We start from the raw sequence: 23655 nt of genomic DNA on the forward strand, positions 1-23655 counted from the left end.
TATATATGGTTAAAAAGTGTGGTTATTCGTTTAGTACAATATTATTTTTAAAATTAAACTCGTATTCTTGGATCAAGCCATCCATATATTACATCTACAAATATATTGATAAGTATAAACATAGTTGCTATAACAAGTACAGAACCCATTATTATAGGAAGATCTAATGTATTTAAAGCATCTACAATTTCTTTACCCAAACCATTCCATCCAAAAATATATTCTACAAATACTGCTCCTGCTAACATCGAGGCAAACCACCCAGAAACAGCCGTAACTACAGGGTTTAATGAGTTTTTTAAAGCATGTTTTCTTATCACCTGAACCATAGAAAGTCCTTTTGCTTTTGCTGTACGAATATAATCCTGGTTCAACACTTCTAATAGAGAGTTACGCATTAATTGAGTAACTACAGCAAGAGGGCGTATTCCTAATACTACTGCCGGAAGAATTAAATTCTTCCATTGGATATAACTTCCTTCTCCAAAATCATCTACTTCGTATAAACTACCTGTCATATTTAAATGTGTATACTCCTCTAATATATACCCAAATAGCCATGCAAAAATAATAGCGCTAAAAAAAGAAGGGACACTCATTCCTAAAGTACTCAATAATTGAATCATTTTATCTAGCCATCGATCTTTATATAATGCACTTATAACACCTAATGAAATGCCTATAATTATTGCGATACAAATAGCTAGCACTGCGAGAATGATCGTATTTGGCAATGTCTCTCCAATCACTTCACTTACTTTTTTCCCATTCTTTTGAAAAGATTCTCTTAAATAAGGAAGCTTAAATATTGTTACAACCTCTCCTATCGTAAACAATTGAACTCCTGTATATTTTTTAGCATTATAAAACGAAAAATCATCTGAATCTGTACTATGCAATGAGATAGGAGAAAGATCATTTAGATAATACAAGTACTGCTTAGAAATAGGTTGATCAAAACCATATTTTTTACGCACATTTTTCATCTGTTCTTCGGTCTCATTTTGTCCAAGCATCATCTGAGCGGGGTCTCCAGGTAGTAATGTAAATAATAAGAAAATCACTGTTACAACACCTAATAACGTCAATAATGCATATCCTATTTTACCGATGAGATAACTAATCATATGATATTTCTATTTATACTTTTAACGAATCACTAATCTCGGAGCTAACTTACAACCTATACTCCCGAAAATCTATTTTGTCTTCGAATTCTCTCTTGTGAGGGATTAAAAAGATAATTCTTCTACATCGTTCCAATGCAATTTTTTCTGTATCACTCCATTTTTGAGCTTTACAATCCCAGGATTAGAGCGTAATACTGTTTTTAATGCAGTCTCATCAGTCGCATAAAAGTCAAAGTCTAAATCGAACTTTTTCTTCACTTTCTCTATATCTTTTTCACCAGAAGCTGTAAGACCGATTACAGTATACCCTTTAGATATAGCTTCTTTTGTCATTGCTTTTACTGCAGTAAATCCTTCGGATTCACTTTTAGACAAATTGTATGCTATTATGAATATTAGATTATCCTTTTGCAGAAACTCTACGGTATAATCAACTCCATTTTTTTCTATAGCAAAATCATGGATAGGAGGTTCGTACCCTTCTGCTATAGTTTCAGTCTCTACAGATATAAAATCACCATCTACTACAGGATAATCCCCACTAGTAGTTACGATTTTCTCTGTTCCATTAGTATTAAATTTCCAATGATATGCAAATTTTGCCTTTGGAGCACTATCAGGGATTTCCATTCCTTTTTGGATATCTACCCCTTCTTTATAAGCTCTAAAATCAATAGCTGGTAAATGCATTAGTACATAATATGCAAAACCTAAACATAGTGTAAAAGCTCCAAAAACAACCCACTTATGAATAGCGATAGGAGTAATCGGAGTAATATACTTTCTACCAAAAAACAATAGTATTATTAAAACCAATAGAATTATATCTTTGGTAAAAGACTCCCACGGAGTTAGTGGTATAGCATCTCCAAAACAGCCACAATCAGTTACTTTATTAAAATATGCAGAATAAAACGTAAGAAATGTAAAAAAAACAATCATCAATAATAGAGACCACACCGTAAACTTAGGTAAGTACCCTAATAATAATGTAACTCCTAGTATGATTTCGAAAATCACTAAAAAAACGGAAATCAATAACGCAAAGGGAATTAAAAACTCTAAATTAAGTACCCCTTCTCCAAAATATTCTTGAAGTTTATAGGAAAATCCTAATGGGTCATTAAGCTTTATAAATCCTGAAAATAAAAAAAGGGCAGCTACAAATATTCTGGAAAAATTAACGAGTATTTTCATATTCTTAAATCATATTTTACTTAAGCAATACAATATAGTAGGAATACATATTACTAATAGTAGTTTAACAGTATTTTAGGTATCTCATTGTACTTTTGATGCCTCTAAATGAATCATCGCAAAAACGGCATAATTAATCATATCTTGGTAGTTCGCATCAATTCCTTCGCTTACTAAAGTTTTTCCTTTATTGTCCTCTATTTGTTTTACTCTTAATAATTTTTGAATAATCAAATCTGTCAATGAACTCACTCGCATATCACGCCATGCCTCTCCATAATCATGGTTCTTATTCATCATCAATGTTTTAGCTACATTACTATGCTTATCATACAGCTCTGTAATCGTTTCTGGAGATAAATCGGGTTGCTTAGCCACTCCTTTTTCGAGCTGAATCAATGCCATAATACTATAGTTAATGATTCCTATAAACTCTGAAACCTCTCCTTCATCTACCTTACGAACTTCATTTTCTTGCAAACCTCTAATTCGCTGTGCTTTAATAAAAATTTGATCGGTTAGTGATGGTAACCTTAGAATTCTCCACGCACTACCATAATCTTTCATTTTTTTAACAAATAAGGTACGGCATATGGTAATTACCGCATCATATTGTTTAGACGTATCTTGCATAAAACTGTCGAATTTTGTGTAAATTTCGCTTTAATATGGGAATTAAAAAAATCGAAGTCAAAAAATTAATGACATCTAAGTTTAAATACCTCTTTTTAATATTCTTCTAAAAAAGAAAGAATCATTAAGAAACATAATACCGTTTATATACTCTAAAAAAAAAGTATCTTAATCAATGACCATCAACTGCAAAGGCTCTTTAATTGATCTATCAACCCCAAAAGTAATGGGTATCCTTAACCTTACTCCCGATTCTTTTTATGATGGAGGAAAGTATACAAATAAAAATGAAATTCTAAAACAAACAGAGTATATGCTTACTCAGGGAGCTACTTTTATAGACCTTGGGGCTTATTCCTCTAGACCAGGAGCAGATCATATTTCTGCTGCAGAAGAAGAAAAAAGAATCCTACCCATTGTATCTTTACTTGTTGATGAATTTCCTGAGATACTACTATCTATAGATACATTTAGAAGTGAAATAGCCACCTTATGTATTAATGCTGGCGCAGCACTAATCAATGATATCTCTGCTGGTAATATGGACCCTAATATGATTCCAACTATTGGTAAACTAAAGGTTCCTTATAGTATGATGCATATGCGAGGAACTCCAAAAACGATGACCTCTCTCACTGATTATGATAATCTAATCCATGAGATAAACTGCTACTTTGCAGAAAAAGTAACTGAGCTAAGGAAACATGGTGCTAATGATATTATTATCGACCCTGGGTTTGGGTTTGCTAAAGATATATCTCAAAATTTTGAACTTCTCAAAAAACTAAAACTACTAGAAGTAAATGATCTCCCTATCTTAGTAGGAGTATCCAGAAAATCAATGATTTATAAAACCTTAGATATTACTGCATCAGAATCCCTAAACGGTACTACGATCCTTAACACCATTGCACTACTTAATGGTGCAGCTATCATAAGAGTCCATGATGTTAAAGAAGCTGTGGAGTGTATTAAATTGGTACATACCTTAGAGCAAGCACAATAAGATAATCTCTTATAAATCAGATATTAGTAAAAATATAGGGCAGTATCCATAATTTTGTATAAAGAGAATTTCAGCGGGTTTAGCTTTATAGTTGAACCTTTTTTTACTCAAATCTGAATCTTTTTCATTCAAATTTGAACCTTTTATACTCCAACTTCAACCCTTTTTCACTCGAATTTGAACCTTTTTTATTCAAATTCGAAGTGAGTGTTCAATAAAGTGTGTGAGACTGTTCAGTAAAGTGTGTCAAAAAAAGCTTCATCCAACATCAAGCAGATAGTCCCTAAGTTGGGTGTCCGGAGCTCGAAGTCCGAAGTTTAGGTAAACACACACCTATCAACACGTACTCCTTTTTCATATTATCTATCCAGTGGTAATACCTCTGGTAAAAATCTAGGATTTGGTTTTCTAGTACACTCTTTTTAAGTTTTTCAAATCTTAGTATCACTAATTTTTCTATTTTTACAAAAACACCTGACATTTGGATTTAATTAATCTTAGAATACTAGACATACTGGATATTGTACTTGTAGCTTTCTTATTGTACTATGTCTACAAATTAGTAAAAGGTACAGCAGCTATCAATATTTTTATTGGGATAGTAATCATTTACTTAGTTTGGAAACTTACACAACTTCTTGCAATGGAAATGCTCAGTAGTGTATTAGGTGAATTTATTGGTGTCGGAATGTTTGCTTTAATTGTCGTTTTTCAGCAAGAAATACGAAAATTCCTTTTAATGATCGGATCTACTAATTTTGGAAGGCGACGAAAATTCTTAAGACAGTTAAAGTTTATTAGAGATGTACCAGAAGATAGTATTACGAATATCAAAGCTATTATCACTGCCTGTAATGAAATGAGCAAAACATACACAGGCGCACTTATTGTAATTAAAAGAAATACCTCTTTAGATTTTGTTAAAACCTCGGGGGATGCCATGGATATCCGAGTGAATACTCCTATAATAGAAAGTATTTTTTATAAAAACGGCCCTTTACATGATGGAGCTATGATTATAGAAGAGAATCACATTGTAGCAACCAGAGCTATTTTACCAGTCACTAATGATAACACCATCCCTTTGCGATTTGGATTAAGGCATCGGGCAGCAGTTGGTATTACTGAAAAAACAGATGCATTAGTACTAGTAGTAAGTGAAGAAACTGGCAAATTATCATATATTAAAAATGGGGAGTTTGTTATTTTTAAAACAGAGGAAGAGTTAGTAGAAAAAATAAAAAGAGATTTGTCTTAATGAAAAACTTAATTGCTATTACAGCTTGCAAAAACTGTGATCAACAAATTGAAAACTGTAACTTCTGCCCTAATTGTGGAGCTAAAAAAATTACTCAAAGAATTACATTTAAATATCTAGTTTCTGAATTTGCCAATCGCTTTTTTAATATAGACAATTCTTTTATAAAAACGTGCACTCATTTATTTACTAAACCAGAAAAGGTTATTGATGGATATATCAATGGACTTAGAAAACGCTATATAACTGCTTTTGGATATTTTACTATTTCTTTAACCGTTACTAGTTTTTATACTTTTTTGGTAAAAGATCGTTTTACTGAGCTAATAATAAATACAATGAGCTCATTAAGCAAAGAACAAATTGAAACTCAAAAAAATATACTCGATGGAACTTTTCAGTATCAATCCATAATAAACTTAATGCTTATCCCAGTATTAGCATTACTATCCAGATTAGTTTTTATTAATTATAAAAAGTACAATCTTACAGAACACTTAGTCATTTATCTATATGCATATTCGCATATCGTAGGGTTTATGACTATAATTCTTTTACCTATCACCTTTTTGATTGATGATTTAATCACCATAACTATACTTCAGTTTTCGATATACATCACTTACATTGCTTGGGTTTTAAAGAAATTATATCAAATCAGTATCTCTAAGATTCTTATTAAAACCTTACTGTTTATCATCTATGGAAGTATATTCTATATTGTTATAGTAATATTAATTGCTGCATTAGCAATTATGACAGGTACAGCAGATTCAATAGCCATACAATAAATTGGTTCATTCTACTACGGTAGCAAACTGCACTTCGTAAAGGTTTTTATAATATCCATCAGTAATTGTCAATAACTCATTATGTGTACCCTGCTCTACTATCTGTCCTTTATCCATTACAATAATCATATCCGCATTCTTAATAGTTGCTAATCGATGGGCAATAACAATAGATGTTCTTCCTTTGGTAATTTTATTGGTAGCATCTTGGATTAACTGCTCACTATGCGAATCTATAGATGATGTTGCCTCATCTAATACCAAAACTCCTGGATTAGTAACATAAGCTCTTAAAAAAGAAATCAGTTGCCGTTGCCCTGAAGACAACATTGCTCCTCTTTCTTTTACATTATAATGATAGCCATTAGGGAGACTCATTATAAAATCATGAATCCCTATTTCTTTTGCCACTTGATGTACTCTCTCTTCAGAAATATTGGGATTGTTTAATGTTATATTATTAAGAATCGTATCTGCAAATAAAAATACATCCTGAAGCACTACTGCGATATGATCTCGTAAAGATTTTAAATCAACTTTCTTGATATCTATAGTATCTATAGAAATTACCCCACTATCAATTTCATAAAATCTATTTAGCAAATTTATAATTGTCGATTTTCCAGCTCCTGTTGATCCTACTATAGCTACTGTTTCTCCTGCTTTAACATTAAATGAGATCCCTTTTAAGACCTCTTCATTTTCTATATAACTAAATCGAACATTATCAAATGTAATATCCCCTTTTACATTTTCTAATTGTATCGCTCCTTTATTCTCTATTTTAGAATCAGTATCTAAAATAGCAAATACCCTATTTGCTGCCACCATGCCCATTTGTAGCGTATTAAATTTATCAGCTATTTGTCTTAGAGGTCTAAATAAAATCTGAGTCAGCTGAATAAATTCTATAACCAATCCTAATGTTATTCCATCAAGTTGAGCTGCTTTAAGTCCTCCAAACCAAACAATCAGTCCTATTGTTATGGAACTTGACATTTCTGCAATAGGAAAAAATATGGAGTTATACCAAACTGTTTTTATCCAACCTTTTTTATGCTTCTCATTAATCTCTTTAAAATTAGAATATTCTATTTCTTCTCTTGCAAATAGTTGAACAATTTTCATTCCCGTAATGCGTTCTTGCACAAAAGAATTAAGACTAGACACCTGAGTTCTTACTTCCTCAAAAGCTGCTTTCATTTTTTTCTGAAAAACTCTTGTTGCATAAACAACCAAAGGCAATACTATAAATACCAGTAACGCTAATTCCCAACTCTGATATAACATATAGCATAAAACTGCTACCATCTTTAATAAATCACTAATGATAATAAACAGTCCTTGACTAAAAATACTAGCTATAGTCTCTATATCACTTACAGCTCTAGTTACCAATCTACCAACCGAAGACTGATCATAGTACTGCTTCTTAAAACTTAGCATGTGATTAAAAAGCTTAACTCTAATATCACGAATTACTTGCTGACCTAACCAATTAGCAAAATAAATAAATAAAAATTGTGTAATTACGTCTAAAAACAAAACCCCTATCATAACACTAATGAAATAAATCAATAGCTCACTATCCTGAGGAACTATAGTTCTATCAATAGTCTGCCTTAATAAATAAGGATTTGCAATTGATAAAACAGCCAATAAAATAGCTGAAAAGGCTACAAAATAAAAAACTAATCTATAGGGATTAGTATGCGTAATTAATCTTCTGAAAAGCTTAAAATCAAAAGCCTTACCGCTCTTTTCTGCCATCTATATATATTGTTTTTGGGTATTTTACTGCTGTTAAATATAATCCATGAGCAGGAACAGAATATCCTGCCTGACCACGATCTTCACTTTTTATAACAGCAATCAAACCATCTATAGTTAACTTATTCATCCCGATTTCAAGAAGCGTTCCTACAATAGCTCGCACCATGTTTCTTAAAAAACGATTTGCCGAAATCTTAAATACTAACCGATTGTCATTATACTCCCAAACGGCGTTTGTGATAGTACAATTATACGTTTTTACATCGGTTTTAGACTTACTAAAGCATTTAAAATTAGTATAGTTTAACAGTAATTTAGCAGCCTCATTCATTACATTTATATCTAACGATTTCTTAAAAAAATAAGCCTTATGAATACTAAAAGGGTCTTTTACCAACGTAATATGGTATTCATATGATCTACTAATTGCATCAAAACGTGCATGAGCATCCTCATGCATATAAGATACTTTAGTAATAGAAATATCTGCTGGTAGAATTGCATTAAGCTTATATTCTAATTGACTCATTTCTAGATTTTCATTATAATCAAAATGTGCCATAATCTGTTTTGCATGCACTCCTGTATCTGTCCGACCTGCACCCATTATTTCTATTTTAGATCTCAATAGTGTAGATAACGAACTCTCTACAACCTCCTGAACAGAAATCGCATTAGGTTGCCGTTGCCATCCATGATATGGAGTCCCATTATAAGAAAGCTCTAAAAAATATCGCATCATTCTAACTACATCAATTGATTAAAAAAACATAAAGATTTTACAGGCTTTTTTTAGGGTATATACTCTTAATTATTTTTGATATATTTCAAAACAATACCTTATTTTTGTACAAAACCTAAGCGCAAATATACTTCATAAAATAGAAAGCAAACTACTCCGAAGGTAAGTCCGTGAGGTATTCGATTGAAAAATAATTTTGATTCTGAGATAAACCTTGGAGTAATCAACAACCTCGGAGCAAGCTCACGAAGTATGTTTCCGAAAAAAATATTTTGATGTTGGAGGCAAACCTCAGGAAATTAAACCCTCAATTAGGGATTAAAATCTCACTTAATGAGTAAAGTTATGATTTATTTGCTTGTTTCTATCATTTCACAACCCTATAGCACAACTCTATTTTGAAAAAAATACTTTTACTTAGTGATACCCATAGTTATATTGACAATAGAATTTTGCATTATGTAAATGAAGCTGATGAGGTTTGGCATGCAGGAGATATTGGCGATCTTGCAGTTACCGATGCTATTGAAGCACTGAAACCTCTTAGAGCTGTATATGGAAATATTGATGATCATAAAGCTAGAGCATCTTACCCTTTAAACTTACGATTTATCTGCGAAGGGGTTTCTGTCTGGATAACTCATATTGGTGGATATCCTCCAAAATATAATACAACTACTAGAGATGAAATTAAAGCAAATCCACCTCAACTTTTTATTTGCGGGCACTCACATATTCTAAAAGTAATTCCTGATAAAAAAAATAAAGTCTTACATATGAACCCTGGAGCTGCAGGAAAACACGGATTTCATAAAGTACGAACAATGCTCAGGTTTACATTAGATGCTGGTAAAATCGAAAATCTAGAAGTAATCGAATTAGGTAAAAAATAATATGTTTTTTATTTTCAAGATTGCTCAAAAAACAAACCATTACTTTAAAAAGTAAAATCAATAGAGCTATAAAACCTTCTCTAATCGATCAAAAACCGCCCTATTGCTTATAAAAATTAAAATATCCTTATCTTCTATTTCTAAATTTTCTGGATTTTTATGTAATACATTACCTCTAGAAACGCCTAATAATACCGCATTATATTTTTTCTTTACCTCTATAAAAACATCTAAATAATTCTTTTGTATAAGACTACTTTTAGCACCCACTACTTTTTCCCATATATCTAATTCATCATCATTTTTTGAAGTTGCAAGTAAGTCTTCTGCAAACAAAGCTACCTTAGGCTCAAAAATATAACTAGCAATCAATTTTGAAGCTATCTCATTTCTAGAAATCACAAAATCTACCCCCATATAGGTAAATGTCGATTTTAGATCCATATCTTCTAAAGTAATCACAAAAGTAAGGTCTGGAAATATTTTTTTGAGATTAATCATGTACACCAGAGTTTCAGAATCCTCCTTAAAATTAAGATACACTCGATTTGCTTTTTCGATATTTACCTTACTAAAACCTGAATAATCTTTTAAGTCTGATAGATAAGCAAAACAATTATCTCTAGGAAATAGCTTTTTTATTCGATCGATATCCTCTCTTTTATCTGATATAATTGCCAACTCTTTATCAGCACTTATAATTTGCTCTGCCACTTGCTGAGAAAAGTTATCCCAACCTATAATTATATAATGATCTTCCATAATTGTTCCAAAATAACCTTCTTTCTTTTTTCTAACATAATTAGAGATAATTAAACTTAGCTCCGTCACCAATACCCCTAATATCCCTAAACTCCCTATGAGGAACAAAAAACCTATGGTCCGTCCCCAAAAAGTTATAGGATAAAAATCACCATACCCAACCGTTGTTAATGTTACTAAAGAATACCAGTATGCATCACTAAGGCTTACAATATTTGCTCCTTCAAACCTTGATTCAAAAATATATAATAAATATACTAATACATTATACAAGATTGCTAAACCACTAATCAATACAACTGTTTTCTTTCTCATATAAGTATGTTATCCCTGAATGTCTTTTACAAAAAAACGTATCATTATTGTTGAATTAGAGATTTAAAAACAGATAATTTCTCTTCATTACAGCTACTTAATTCTACGTAAGAACATTGATCATCAGGAAATGTGTGTATTGCCAAATGACTCTCTGCTAGCAACCAAAAACAAGTATACCCTTTTACAGGAAAATAATAATCATCAAATTTTACTATTTTAAATCCAGATTGTATCAAGATAGTTTCAAAGGTAACCTTAATTACTTCTGGATCTATTTCTTTTATCCAATATTGATGATTAAATATATTAGGATTAATTGTTTTTGTCTCTATAATCATCTTTTTTTATTATTAAATTAGAGTTTTTCATACTAATTTCATCACTATACACTCTAAAAATTTTATTTATTAATTTTCTTAATACAAGTCCCAATTTCCTTTCAAGTAATACTTATATAATACTGGATTATGAATTTTATTAACCTCTACAGAATCGCTTGGTTTCATAAAAAAGTCATCTTTCCCAAATGATGTAAGGAGATGCATGGCTTCATTATTTAACCATTTCGTTTCGATAGCATCAAACTTAAGAGAGAATAACCTTCTTTTAAGTTCTTGTTGATCAATATTCATATTTTTAACTCCTAGAATCCAACCCCATTCTCCCATAGATACAACTTGATTATGCATAGGTACTGTTACAAAATCAGCTGATTTCATTGTTTTCTCAATACACCTATACGCCTTTGATGCAAAATAAGGACTCCCCGCCTGGGTTACTAATACTCCTCCTGATCGTAATTTCCTATTACATATTGTATAAAACTCATGACTGTACAACCTACTTAATTCTACATTTCTAGGGTCAGGCAAGTCTACAATAATAGCATCATAAAATCGTTTTTCTTGTTTTTCTAAAAAAGAATATGCATCCTGATTATACACTGTTAACTTATCACTATGTAATGCTCCTTCATTAATACGTGTCAGCACAGGGTGTTCCTTAGCTAAATCAGTCATTTTAGGATCTAAATCTACTAAATCTATAGTAGCAATACTTGGATATTTTAATAATTCTCTCACAGCACAACCATCACCCCCTCCTAATATCAAAACATCTTTTACATTCGGATACATTCCCATTGCAGGATGTATAAGAGGCTCATGATACATTTCTTCATCTAATGAACAGAACTGTAGATTACCATTTAGATACAGCCAATACTCATTTTTCCATTCGGTCATTACAATTTTTTGATATTTTGTTTGATCCGAAAAAACTACCTTATCTTTATATTTTTTCTGTTCTCCCCATCTAATCACAGGCTTAGTAAACACTACTCCTAACACCAAAAATATAGTTGTTACTAATAATAGAGGAAGTATTTTTTTTGACTCAGTAGTATTCAATTTACGATACAGCATATATGCTACAATCATAGCAACCCCCAAGTTTACAAATCCTAAAACAAAAGGAGTATACGTAAGTCCTAATAGAGGTAGCCCTATAAATCCAAAAAAGACACCCCCTAATAAACTACCGTAATAATCTTTTTCTAAAACTGAGGATATATTTGTTTTCAACTCCTCATACTCTTCATTTATTCTTATGACTATCGGAATCTCTAAACCTATCAATAAACCTATTGATATACACAATACATAAATAGCAATTCCGTAATAAGAACTTATAGCTGCTAGTGTATATACAATAATCGAAGAAAAAGACACTAAAACAGATAATGCCACCTCTAACATCAAAAACTTACTGATTAAGTTTCCTGATATTCTTTGGCTTAACCTTGCTCCAATCCCCATAAAAAAGAGCATTAAAGACACTATCATTGTCCATTGAAGTACTGAATTACCAATAAAATAAGTAGCTAAAGTAGATAATACATATTCTGCTACAATTCCCGCAAAACCAGTAGCAAAAATTGCAATTTTAAGGATATTAGAATTTCTATTACTTTTCTTTTTTACAAGCTCCATGTAATTAAAATAGCTGCTCCTATATATGCAAATGCTTCTACTAAAGCAGCTCCCACATTTGGTTTTTCTTGATTCATAATTTCATCAGTCAATCGCTGTCCTGGCAATAAAATTTTATCTGCAACAATTCTCATTACTGGCAATGCCAAAAGACCTACAATTGTTTGGGTCCCTACATCTATTAAAGTAGTCTGCCAGTTTTCAAAATCACCTAATAAAGCATTCATAACTACTATTGATATCGCAACAATCGCTCCTGCAAGAGCTAGTCCTGCAGCTACATTATCTTTCTCTATCTCCGAATGCACATCATAACGTACTGAAATTATATACATTTTAGAAGTGATTATTAAAATGATCATGCCAATGGCCCAATATAAAATCGCGGTTATAGTACCCGAAAATAAACTTTCACTTTCTCCTGTTATTGCCCCAAATAACACCAGAGCTGCAGCAATCATAATAGCAGCTTCAATAACCCCTGTTCCTACATTTTGATCTACAATAATCTCTTTTTTAATATTAAATTTATTAATTATAAACTTATGATTAATCCAAATAGAAACATTCAAAAGAACTATACCAATACTACTATAGTATGCGATTGCCAATAGATCCTCCATCCATCCGACAGACTCTCCAACAATAGAAGCACCTATGACAATTAATAGCCCTACAAAATATCCTACATAACTTACAGAAAAGGCAAAATTATCTTTTATTACCAACTCTTCATTTACTTTAATTTTAGAATTTAGCAACTGATATATTATTTTACCTAAAGCAAAAATTATAATTGCTTCTATAAAATAGCTTGTGGTTACAAGCAATTCTAATAAATACGGGTAGTTTTTTAATAATTCCATATATTTTATTATTTTCCATATCCTCCAGCTCGTGAACGAGAAGAAGAATTAGAATACCTAGATGAGTTTCTTGTTGTTTTTGAATATTTAGAATTAGAATTATACGATCTACTTCTAGTAATTGTTGCACTTTTCTTTACAGAGTTTCTCACTTTATTTTTAAAAGCGCTTGATCTACCACTCCATCTATTAGCCGTTCCTTTAGTAACAGAAGAATTTGTACCATATTGATTACGACCTGATCCATAATACCCTCTACTACCTCGGTAGTTCCTATCATAATCCATGTAACTACCCCTGTAATATCTATGCGATGAACCATAGAACATGCTACTTAAAAAATGGTATTGACCATAAAAAGCCCAAAAAGAACCTCCTCCCGAAGTATTATTTTCCCATCTCCCATAACGTTCATTTCCTACATAATTATCATAACCTGCAGGAGATGTTTTCTTATCGAGCACACCATTCTTTTTTGAAAGGATTGTCATTCCAAGATTATTTACATGATCATCAAAAAACACATCACTAACCTTCCGCCATTCAGTATCCTTAACAACAACATCTTCTGCCTTATAATTAGGGGCACTCAATGTCGTAGAATCTACAGTTGTTTTTGGCTTTTCTATAAGTATTCTGTACTTATGGTAATATGAATCCTCTTCTTCTTTATAATCCATATCAGCAAGAATTACACTATAGTTTTGCTCATCAATATATGTTGTCACAAACTCATCTATCGGAGTTTTCTTATACACTTTCTTATTACTAGAACAAGAAAATAAAACGAATACGAACATCAACAACAATATTTTGTGTAAAAAAAATCTTCCAGTTCTAATCATTAGTAGTGTTTTGAGGTAAAATATTACTTACTTTATATTCCGATATATACTCTCCAATTGTTGCTTCATAATTAGATTCTCCTGTTTGTTCTATAGTAATCAGTAATTCTTCTGTGTCATCGAGATACAACCAACTGATAACTTCACTCCAATCTTCATTATCCACATTTCTTACAAAACCCATATTTTCAGAATCCCTATAATAGATCTGATTATCATATACAATCTTCTTAGGAGGTTTTTCTGTTTCCTCGATAGCATCAACGATATGTTCTCCTAAAGTTCTAATCCCTATTTTTTTAGTTACAGAAATCTCTAACTCATCATCGTCTTCTATATGGAGATACAAATTCTTAGCCCCATTATTAATCACAAACTCTCTTGTAAAAAAATTATTCCCCCAATCATATTCATACATCTTTGTTACTATCCAAGACTCTAGATCATAATCTAAGATATAATCTTTTTCTAAATCTGTAATCCGAATATCTGTTACATCGTAATGAGGCGTTTTCTTTTTTCTATTAAAAAAATCTAAAATTCCCATTTGTTTTTATTTATAAGTAACCTTACAGCTAATTTTGTTACAATTTCTATATATTATATTTATATCAATCAAAATAAAACCCAGAGTTGGCATACTCTGGGTTTTAACGCACTAATACTACTAAGATTTTAGGTTTACCGTAATCGATCCACAGATTTTACAAGATTCTCATCCCTTTTAATGGCTTTGTTAGCCATTACTAATAAAACGATAGAAATAACAGGGATAATCATCCCAATACCTTTCTCAGAAATTTTGGTTTCTCCAGATACCGTTAGTGACCAATAAACAAATACTCCTAGTAAAATAAAGTTTAATAAGATATTAATACGCCCCAGTACAAACTGAAGCTGTCTTTTTTTAAATAAAAAAATTGAAATAAGGGATAAAGCAACAGATCCAAAAAACATTCCCATAAGAAATACATCTTCTATAGCATAAAGTTCTACCGCATTTTGATCCAATCCATAAGGAAAGTAAAAACATAACCCTCCTGAGACTATCGCTGCTAATAATAAATATATGGTCTGAATTCTTTGTAACATTATAATTTCCCCTTAAACAAAAGCAAAAATAAGAGTTTCTTTTACATATATGTCTATAATATTAAAAATAAAGTTGTATACTTGCATCACAAAGCTCGTAATCTTCTCAAAACAAGGTTACTTACCTTATAAATAAAATTTTCGTAAAATTCTTCTTTAGAAAATTTATATCAAAACATAAATTATAGAACACATTTAAATGTTAGAGATTTCTGAATTAAAAGCAAAAAAGCTTCCTGAACTGCAAGATATTGCAAAATCCCTCAGTGTACCTAAATTCCGTACACTAAAAAAACTAGATTTAGTATATCAGATACTAGATTATCAGGCTACAAACCCTAATAAAGTAAAGCAAGTTATTACTGAGGATTCTTCAGAAAAAACAAATTCTGAAAAACCAAAGACCAATACTAGTAGCACTGGTACTCGCCAAAGAAGACCTCGCCCTCGTAAATCTGAAAACACTACCACTCCTATTAATAAGGAATCCAAAGCTCCTGCTCCTAAAGAACATAAAAATGAGGCGGCTACAACTACAGTTTCTGCAGCTAAAGAAGAAAATGTCTCTAAAAACAAGGAACATAAAGAAAAAACCAAACCTCAACAAAAAAAAGAGGATAACAACGATACTAGAAATAGAGGGAATGACAAACCTCAACAACATAAGTCTCAACAAAACAAATCACAACAAAACAAATCACGAAATAATAACAACAATAAAAAAGAAAACGGAAACAGAGATAACAGAAATCGTTACAAAGAACCTGATTTTGAATTTGATGCCATCATAGAAAGTGAAGGTGTACTTGATATAATGCAAGATGGTTATGGTTTCTTACGATCAAGTGATTACAACTACCTTTCTTCTCCTGATGATATCTATGTATCTCAATCACAAATTCGTCTTTTTGGACTTAAAACCGGTGATACAGTATTAGGTCAAGTAAGACCACCTAAAGAAGGTGAAAAATATTTCCCTCTTATTAAAGTAAATAAAATCAACGGACTTGACCCACAAGTAGTTCGTGATAGAGTTTCTTTTGAGCACTTGACCCCATTATTTCCTCAAGAAAAATTTAAACTAGCTGAAAGACAAAGTACAATCTCTACCAGAATTATGGATCTTTTTGCTCCAATTGGTAAAGGACAACGTGGTATGATAGTATCCCAACCAAAGACTGGTAAAACTATGCTACTTAAAGATGTAGCTAATGCAATTGCAGCAAATCATCCAGAAGTATACCAAATGATACTACTTATAGATGAAAGACCCGAAGAAGTTACCGATATGCAGCGTAATGTAAAGGGAGAAGTAATTGCCTCTACCTTTGACAAAGAGGCTAATGAGCATGTAAAAGTTGCAAACATAGTACTCGAAAAAGCAAAAAGACTTGTAGAATGTGGTCATGATGTAGTAATCCTATTAGATTCTATCACCAGATTGGCGCGAGCTTACAATACTGTTCAACCAGCAAGTGGAAAAATATTAAGTGGAGGTGTAGATGCTAATGCACTACACAAACCAAAACGTTTCTTTGGTGCTGCTCGTAATATAGAAGGAGGAGGATCTTTATCAATTATCGCAACAGCGTTAACAGAAACTGGATCTAAAATGGATGAAGTAATATTTGAAGAGTTCAAAGGAACAGGTAATATGGAATTACAATTAGACAGACGTATTGCCAACAAACGTATATTCCCAGCTATTGATTTAATATCCAGTAGTACCCGTCGTGATGACCTTTTATTAGACGACACAACAATACAACGTATGTGGATTATGCGCAAATATCTTGCAGATATGAATCCTGTAGAAGCAATGGAATTTATTAATGATCGTTTTAGGCAGACAAAAAACAACGACGAGTTTCTTATTTCAATGAATGGCTAACAAGTAAAATAAAAATAAATAGGGGTGATTATCGATTTTGATAATCACCCCTATTTATTTTTCATACCTTTAATACCTTTGCCACTAATTTATTTTTCAACCGATCATCTGAAAGTTTTTCACCAAGAAACTGACCTAATACCAAAACATAATCCTTATGAAAAATATACTATATATAATATGGAGTATTACTTTATTATTATCAAGCTGTCAAAGTAACAGTCAATCAAAGAAAGACAAAAATGAAATCACACAAACCCAGCACCTACCCCCTGTGCAAGTCAAGCAAATTAACGGCTTAGAAAGAGCTTATTTTGCAAGCGGCTGCTTTTGGTGTGTAGAAGCCATTTACGAAAGCCTAAAAGGTGTAAACGAATCTATATCAGGATACTCTGGAGGCCATACCAAAAACCCTACATACGAAACTAGCAATACAGGTCGTACAGGTCATGCAGAAGCCGTAGAAATACTATATGACCCAAAAATAGTTTCTTTCTCAACATTAGTAGATGTTTATTTTGCTTCTCAAAACCCTACTCAAGTTAATGGACAAGGACCCGATCATGGTTCACAATATAGATCTATTATTTTTTATCAAAATGAAAATCAGAAACAAATAATTGAAGAAAAGAAAGCAGCACTTAGTAAAAAATTAAATCGAAAGATTGCTGCTGAGATAGTTCCCTTTCAAAAATTCTGGAAAGGCGAAGCCTATCATCAAGATTATGAAAAAAGAAATCCAGGAAATAGATACATACAAGGTGTATCAATACCTAGATTAAAAAGGTTTCAAAAGAAATATCCTCATCTCATTAAAAACAAACATTAAAAAAATAAATGAAACACAAGTTTGCAAAAAAAATCACGTATTTACCACATAAAAATTAGTGTTTAACCTCATGCGCATAAAAACCGACAAGCTAAATAAAAAAGTAATTATAAATCGGTTGTATTGATGCAAAAAATCGGTGAAAAACACAAAACAATGAAAATAAAATGTTATTTTAATGCAAATAAAATGAAAAGAAGTTGTATTTTTAAGAATAAAACATTACTTTTGATTCTGATTTAATAGTATTCATTTCAGTATTTTAGTTGAAAATATTAAAGTTAAACTAGAATAAAAACAACATAAAGCACTGAAAAACAATTATTTAAATCAAAAATTTGTTCTTTAAAACATTTGTTTTTGTAAACTAATCATAATTAATGATTTGAGTTTCTAAAAAGTAAAACCAAAATGTTTTTGGTATTTTTTTTTAAAGAATACATTTTAAATAAATTAAAATTTTTTCTATAATTTAGAAATATAAAATAAGTATTAAAATTTTTGAATTATATAACCCAATCTACTTAAAAACAAGCGATATGAAGTCTATTTTTACATTTATTCTGCTTTTGGTGATTACTTTTTCTGCTCAAGCTCAGTCTGAGCAATACTTAATGTCTTCTCGTAAATTAGAAGTTCGAAGTGGTCCTGGATTAAACTATAACACCATTGCTGAAGTTCCTCAAGGAACACAAGTTTACGTAATTAATTCTGGTTACGGAGAATGGAGTACGATACAGTACAAGAGTATGAACGGTTTTGTTATCACAAAACATTTAACAGAAGACAGCCGAATTGCTGACGCAGAAAGAGCAGCAAAAGAAGCAGCAGCAAAAAGAGAAGCAGCTAAACAAGCAGCTGCTCAAGCAATTGCTCAAGCAGAAGCAGCAAAAAGAGCTGCAGAAGAAGCTGCAAGAAAAGCTATTGCTAATGCAGAACGTTTAAAAAGAGAAGCAGAAGCAGCAGCAGTAAAAGCTATTGCAGATGCAGAAGCAGCATCAAGGTCTAAAGACGCTGCAGCAAGAAGAGCTCTTGCTGATACAGAAGAAACAAGAAGAGCCGTAGAAGAAGCTAACAGAAGAGCTGCTAAAGGTAGTGATGTTGTCTCTACACCTATCGAATCAACAACACCATCTTACGGATCAAGCACTAGTACTACTTCACCTAGAGCCGCATCTATAGAAGTATCTAGAGAGGATAAATATTCTAGCTGGGAGAAAAAGACCTATAAATCTGGTGCAACTCCAAAATCATTTAACTTTAAAGGTAAGTTTGATTACAAATTAGATAATTACCTAAAAATTAAAGTAGGAAAAAATACTGATGTAGTAGTTAAGATGTATAAAATGGGTAAAACTGAAAAAGATGATCAGTTAGTTCGTGTAACATACATCAACTCAAGTGCAACTCAATTTATCAGAAACGTACCCGAAGGTGAATATTACCTAAAAATAGCATATGGTAAAGATTGGAGAGAAAACATTGTAGATGGTAAAAAATATGGAACCTTTACTAAGAATGCTTTATATGAAAAAAGTCAGCAAACTCTAGATTTCAATACAATCAAAACTTCTAAAGGTATAAATGTTCCTTCATATAACTTAGCACTTGACCTTCTTCCTAATGGAAATGGATACAGTACAGGTGCTGCTGATGAAGATAATATTTCTCCTGAATCTTTTAATAAAGATTAATTAGTAGTAAAATATAAAACATTTTAATCACCAAAATATAAATGTAATATATAAACGTCAGGACTCTATTGAGTTCTGACGTTTATGTTTTAGATTTTTTTATCCTCTTATTTTCCTCTTAGACAGCTATCATCTTCTACTTCTCCATCAGCTCTATCTACATCCATGCGTGCTGTATTCGATTTTTATAACACTTATTTTACAAAAATACATTACCCATTGTATTAAAAACAAAACCTTTAGTTTCTACACCTAACTAAAACCAGTAGAACTTTTGATTTTAGTTTTCGCCCCCTATTAGCTATAAAAAAGCTAAAACCCTATTAAATCAGATTGTTTTAACCACATCTGTACGATTAATAATACCAATAAAAGAAAACTACACCACCTTTTCCCTCTATACTTAGCACTCTCTATTACAAAAAACACCGCAACCACCACTTAAAAAAAGTACAAACAAATAACATGAATCAAAGTATATTGCATAAAAAAGTCTGTAAGCATTAACAAGCTTACAGACTTTAATTTCTCATTCTATATTGGTTCATAAAAACCAACTAAAAAGCTCTTCTACTAGTGATAATAATATTATACAAGCAAAAGGTTTTTTTAGTTATAAATTATGATTACTACGATGTCTTTCTCTAGCTAACAATGTATTTTTTAACAACATTGCAATCGTCATAGGACCTACTCCTCCTGGTACAGGAGTAATAAAAGAAGCTTTTTTACTTACGTTTTCAAAATCTACATCACCAACAATTCTATACCCTTTTGGAGCAGATTCATCAATTACTCTTGTAATCCCAACATCAATAACAACAGCGTCATCTTTAACCATTTCTGCCTTTAAAAAATTTGGGACTCCTAATGCAGAAATTACAATATCTGCCTGAGAGATAATCTGCGTGATATTTTTGGTATGACTATGCGTTAATGTAACAGTAGAATTCCCAGGCCAACCTCTTCTTCCCATTAAAATACTCATAGGCCTACCTACAATATGACTTCTCCCTATTACAACCGTATGTTTTCCTTTAGTATCTACATCATAACGCTCTAATAATTCTAAAATTCCAAAAGGAGTTGCAGGAATAAAAGTAGACATATCTAATGCCATTTTACCAAAATTCATAGGATGAAAACCATCTACATCCTTATCCGGATCTACTGCCAATAATACTTTTTGTGTATCAATCTGGGGTGGTAACGGCAATTGTACTATAAAACCATCAATATCATCATCTTCATTCAATTCTTTTATTTTAGCCAATAACTCTACTTCACTAGTAGTACTAGGCATTTTAACCAACGTAGATTCAAACCCTATTCGTTCGCAAGCCCTTACTTTACTACCTACATAAGTTAAACTAGCACCATCACTACCTACTAAAACAGCTGCCAGATGAGGCACTTTTTCTCTTCGTTCTTTCATTTTAAGAACTTCCGCAGCTATTTCGTCTTTAATATCGTTACTAATCTTTTTTCCGTCTAATATTTCCATTCTCCCTGATTGCCTTAATTATTAAGTTTCTTATAAAAGTTTATAATTATTTCATTTTACCCATCATCTGCATCATCCGTTTTCCACCGCCTCCCTGCATCATTTTCATCATTTTACTCATTTGATCAAACTGTTTAAGCAATTGATTTACTTGCTGAATTGATGTTCCTGAACCTTTTCCTATCCGTTTTTTTCTGCTAGAATTTATAACTTGTGGTTTTGATCGCTCTTCTGGTGTCATAGAATGGATAATTGCTTCTATATGCTTAAAAGCATCGTCATCGATATCCATATTTTTCATCATTTTTCCTGCTCCAGGTATCATCCCAATTAAGTCCTTCATATTACCCATTTTCTTAATCTGCTGAATTTGTTTTAGAAAATCATCGAATCCAAACTGATTTTTTGCAATCTTTTTTTGTAGTTTCCTAGCTTCTTCTTCATCAAATTGCTCTTGGGCTCTTTCTACAAGAGACACAACATCTCCCATTCCTAAAATACGATCTGCCATACGAGAAGGATAGAATACATCAATTGCTTCCATTTTTTCCCCCGTACCAATAAACTTAATAGGTTTATTGACTACTGATTTTATTGATATTGCAGCTCCGCCTCTAGTGTCTCCATCTAGCTTAGTTAGAATTACACCATCAAAATTCAGTACATCATTAAAAGTCTTTGCTGTATTCACTGCATCTTGACCTGTCATAGAATCCACCACGAATAAGGTTTCATTTGGTGTAATAGCTTTATGAATATTTGCTATTTCTGTCATCATCACTTCGTCTACAGCTAAACGACCTGCAGTATCTATAATAACCACATTATGCCCATTTGCTTTTGCATGTGCAATACCAGCTGTAGCAATCGCTACTGGATCATTATTACCTCTATCGCTAAAAACTTCAACATTAATTTGTTCTCCAACCACATGCAATTGGTCAATTGCAGCAGGTCTATATACATCACAAGCAACAAGAAGTGGTTTCTTAGTCTTTTTAGTTTTAAGAAAATTAGCTAGTTTTCCTGAAAAAGTAGTCTTACCAGAACCCTGCAATCCTGACATTAAAATTACTGATGGCTTACCAGATAAATCTACTCCCGCAACTTCACCTCCCATTAATTCTGTCAACTCATCTTTAACGAGCTTTACCATCAACTGCCCTGGTTTAAGGCTTTTTAATACATTTTGCCCTAATGCTTTTACTTTTACTTTAGCAGTAAATTCTTTTGCAATTTTATAATTTACATCAGCATCAACCAACGCTCTTCGTACTTCCTTAAGTGTCTCAGCAACATTTACTTCTGTTATCTGTCCATGACCTTTTAAAATATGTAAAGCCTTATCTAACTTATCACTTAAATTATCAAACATATATTTTCTCGTATTTTGAAAAAACTACCTTTATCGATAGATTTTGCAAATTTAAGAATTTGAAGCATATAAAGAAAGAATGGAATTATAGAATTGTATAATCTTCATTGAACACTGAAATACAGATATAGAAAGTAGTTAAAGAGGAATAGTATTCTTTGATTACAAAATGTATTCTATATTATGTATATTAAACGTTACCAAACATAAAAAATGCAACTAAATAATAAAGAAATAACTAAACTTAAAATTAGTGTTAATGATGATGTGAACTCTCTAATAAAAAAGCTTGAAACACTAATTTGTCACTTAAATAAAATCTACCTATCCCATTTAATCAAAATTTCTAAAATAAGACAAATTATAAAATCTGGAAATAAGGAAGTTGAGAATGAAATAAAAGAATTTCGCAACAGATATGAATTGGATTTTGAGGAATTTCAATTAATTAAATTTGATGATCATATTATTCTCAATAGTCTTCAAAATAAGTTTTTAGAATATTTTGACTCTAATAAATTGGAAATAGGACACAGAATTAGTAGACCTGATAGGTTTAATGACGTCTTTAATTTGAAAGAGAATGAAAATATTGGGACTATAGAAGTATATCTTGGGAAGTTTAAAAAGAAATTAGAGGAAAATCATAATAGTATTTATCAAAAAATATCTTCAACCATATCCAAAATTATAATGAAAAAACACGTTTGGTAACACTATATATGTGATCATAGCAAGCAATTAGAATTTTAATCGAAAGGTCTTTGTATTTTTGGCAAGACACAATACTGGCAAAAAGTAAAAGCTAACAATCAATGCGCAGATAATGTCAATGGCTCTGTAGTATTTTGTCCTGCTACGACACATATAGTAAAAGTAACTTATTTAAAAAACAAGAAAAACACTTCTAAATTATTCGACGAAAGGAAACTTAGGTGATTCAAATATAGTATTCTACTATATAGCTGTGTTACTATAGGAAAAATGAAAAGAAGTTTTTTTTACAAAATGACTTGATTCTTTATCAAGAATACATCAAACCAAGAAAATACAATTAATAACTAT

General features: G+C 31.5%; 22 protein-coding genes. 8 read left to right on the forward strand and 14 right to left on the reverse strand.

Going from position 1 to position 23655, the window contains the following annotated elements; all coding sequences use genetic code 11:
* Window positions 1–53 precede the first annotated feature (53 nt).
* The 3 genes from N456_RS21395 to N456_RS21405 form a co-directional block, all read right to left on the reverse strand.
* Entirely contained in the window at window positions 54–1127 is a 1074-nt protein-coding gene (locus tag N456_RS21395) for an ABC transporter permease (RefSeq protein ID WP_062061915.1), read from the reverse strand.
* Between the two features lie 105 nt (window positions 1128–1232).
* Window positions 1233–2327 (reverse strand): BT_3928 family protein, encoded by a 1095-nt coding sequence (locus N456_RS21400; RefSeq protein ID WP_062061918.1) that lies wholly within the window; start codon window positions 2325–2327, stop codon window positions 1233–1235.
* An 84-nt stretch (window positions 2328–2411) separates the two neighbouring features.
* Window positions 2412–2960, reverse strand: a complete 549-nt coding sequence (locus N456_RS21405) for a DUF1599 domain-containing protein (RefSeq protein WP_062061921.1) — start codon at window positions 2958–2960, stop codon at window positions 2412–2414.
* Window positions 2961–3135: 175 nt separating this feature from the next.
* On the opposite strand from N456_RS21405, the gene folP reads away from it, so the two are divergent.
* The 3 genes from folP (at window position 3136) to N456_RS21425 (ending at window position 6015) form a co-directional block, all read left to right on the forward strand.
* Window positions 3136–3966: a dihydropteroate synthase gene (gene folP, locus N456_RS21410; protein WP_062061924.1), complete on the forward strand. Its 831-nt coding sequence runs from the start codon at window positions 3136–3138 to the stop codon at window positions 3964–3966.
* Between the two features lie 481 nt (window positions 3967–4447).
* Window positions 4448–5224, forward strand: coding sequence for a diadenylate cyclase CdaA (cdaA, locus tag N456_RS21420; RefSeq protein WP_062061930.1), 777 nt, complete (start codon window positions 4448–4450; stop codon window positions 5222–5224).
* On the forward strand, window positions 5224–6015 hold the full coding sequence (locus N456_RS21425; RefSeq protein WP_062061934.1) for a DUF3667 domain-containing protein: 792 nt from the start codon (window positions 5224–5226) through the stop codon (window positions 6013–6015). The genes cdaA and N456_RS21425 overlap by 1 nt, the downstream gene beginning before the upstream one ends.
* A 6-nt stretch (window positions 6016–6021) precedes the next feature.
* On the opposite strand, the gene N456_RS21430 is transcribed toward N456_RS21425, so the two are convergent.
* Together N456_RS21430 and truA are read right to left on the reverse strand one after the other, a co-directional pair.
* Window positions 6022–7785: an ABC transporter ATP-binding protein gene (locus tag N456_RS21430; protein ID WP_062061937.1), complete on the reverse strand. Its 1764-nt coding sequence runs from the start codon at window positions 7783–7785 to the stop codon at window positions 6022–6024.
* On the reverse strand, window positions 7766–8527 hold the full coding sequence (gene truA, locus N456_RS21435; RefSeq protein ID WP_062062269.1) for a tRNA pseudouridine(38-40) synthase TruA: 762 nt from the start codon (window positions 8525–8527) through the stop codon (window positions 7766–7768). Before truA ends, N456_RS21430 begins: the two co-directional genes overlap by 20 nt.
* 401 nt (window positions 8528–8928) lie before the next feature.
* On the opposite strand from truA, the gene N456_RS21440 reads away from it, so the two are divergent.
* Window positions 8929–9423, forward strand: a complete 495-nt coding sequence (locus tag N456_RS21440) for a metallophosphoesterase family protein (RefSeq protein ID WP_062061940.1) — start codon at window positions 8929–8931, stop codon at window positions 9421–9423.
* Between the two features lie 66 nt (window positions 9424–9489).
* Here N456_RS21440 and N456_RS21445 read toward each other — a convergent pair whose 3' ends face one another.
* The 7 genes from N456_RS21445 to N456_RS21475 form a co-directional block, all read right to left on the reverse strand.
* Entirely contained in the window at window positions 9490–10500 is a 1011-nt protein-coding gene (locus N456_RS21445; RefSeq protein ID WP_062061945.1) for a potassium channel family protein, read from the reverse strand.
* 44 nt (window positions 10501–10544) lie between these two features.
* Window positions 10545–10841 carry an S-adenosylmethionine decarboxylase gene (locus tag N456_RS21450; RefSeq protein ID WP_062061947.1) on the reverse strand — a complete coding sequence of 99 codons (297 nt, stop codon included), beginning with the start codon at window positions 10839–10841 and terminating at the stop codon, window positions 10545–10547.
* 78 nt (window positions 10842–10919) lie between these two features.
* The gene (locus tag N456_RS21455; protein WP_062061950.1) at window positions 10920–12494 is read right to left on the reverse strand and encodes a polyamine aminopropyltransferase; all 1575 of its coding nucleotides are present in this window, start codon (window positions 12492–12494) and stop codon (window positions 10920–10922) included.
* Entirely contained in the window at window positions 12482–13360 is an 879-nt protein-coding gene (locus N456_RS21460) for a DUF350 domain-containing protein (RefSeq protein WP_062061953.1), read from the reverse strand. Before N456_RS21460 ends, N456_RS21455 begins: the two co-directional genes overlap by 13 nt.
* An 8-nt stretch (window positions 13361–13368) precedes the next feature.
* Window positions 13369–14160, reverse strand: coding sequence for a hypothetical protein (locus tag N456_RS21465; RefSeq protein WP_062062272.1), 792 nt, complete (start codon window positions 14158–14160; stop codon window positions 13369–13371).
* A gap of 37 nt (window positions 14161–14197) precedes the next feature.
* Complete coding sequence (locus tag N456_RS21470) at window positions 14198–14752, reverse strand: DUF4178 domain-containing protein (protein ID WP_062061956.1); 555 nt, start codon at window positions 14750–14752, stop codon at window positions 14198–14200.
* Between the two features lie 134 nt (window positions 14753–14886).
* On the reverse strand, window positions 14887–15297 hold the full coding sequence (locus N456_RS21475; RefSeq protein WP_062061959.1) for a DUF4293 domain-containing protein: 411 nt from the start codon (window positions 15295–15297) through the stop codon (window positions 14887–14889).
* 199 nt (window positions 15298–15496) lie between these two features.
* Here N456_RS21475 and rho point away from each other — a divergent pair, with 199 nt between their 5' ends.
* The 3 genes from rho (at window position 15497) to N456_RS21490 (ending at window position 19711) form a co-directional block, all read left to right on the forward strand.
* A complete protein-coding gene (gene rho / locus N456_RS21480; protein WP_062061962.1) occupies window positions 15497–17188 on the forward strand; it encodes a transcription termination factor Rho in 1692 nt (563 codons plus the stop codon).
* Between the two features lie 157 nt (window positions 17189–17345).
* Window positions 17346–18017: a peptide-methionine (S)-S-oxide reductase MsrA gene (msrA, locus tag N456_RS21485; protein ID WP_062061964.1), complete on the forward strand. Its 672-nt coding sequence runs from the start codon at window positions 17346–17348 to the stop codon at window positions 18015–18017.
* 539 nt (window positions 18018–18556) lie between these two features.
* Window positions 18557–19711 carry an SH3 domain-containing protein gene (locus N456_RS21490; RefSeq protein WP_148639407.1) on the forward strand — a complete coding sequence of 385 codons (1155 nt, stop codon included), beginning with the start codon at window positions 18557–18559 and terminating at the stop codon, window positions 19709–19711.
* A gap of 613 nt (window positions 19712–20324) precedes the next feature.
* Here N456_RS21490 and N456_RS21495 read toward each other — a convergent pair.
* Window positions 20325–21215 (reverse strand): bifunctional 5,10-methylenetetrahydrofolate dehydrogenase/5,10-methenyltetrahydrofolate cyclohydrolase, encoded by an 891-nt coding sequence (locus N456_RS21495; protein ID WP_062061968.1) that lies wholly within the window; start codon window positions 21213–21215, stop codon window positions 20325–20327.
* A gap of 46 nt (window positions 21216–21261) precedes the next feature.
* Window positions 21262–22590 (reverse strand): signal recognition particle protein, encoded by a 1329-nt coding sequence (ffh, locus tag N456_RS21500; RefSeq protein ID WP_062061969.1) that lies wholly within the window; start codon window positions 22588–22590, stop codon window positions 21262–21264.
* Window positions 22591–22803: 213 nt separating this feature from the next.
* On the opposite strand from ffh, the gene N456_RS21505 reads away from it, so the two are divergent.
* Window positions 22804–23304: a hypothetical protein gene (locus tag N456_RS21505; RefSeq protein WP_062061972.1), complete on the forward strand. Its 501-nt coding sequence runs from the start codon at window positions 22804–22806 to the stop codon at window positions 23302–23304.
* Window positions 23305–23655: the final 351 nt, after the last annotated feature.

Source organism: Aquimarina longa SW024, assembly GCF_001401755.1.
Taxonomy (GTDB): Bacteria; Bacteroidota; Bacteroidia; order Flavobacteriales; family Flavobacteriaceae; genus Aquimarina; species Aquimarina longa.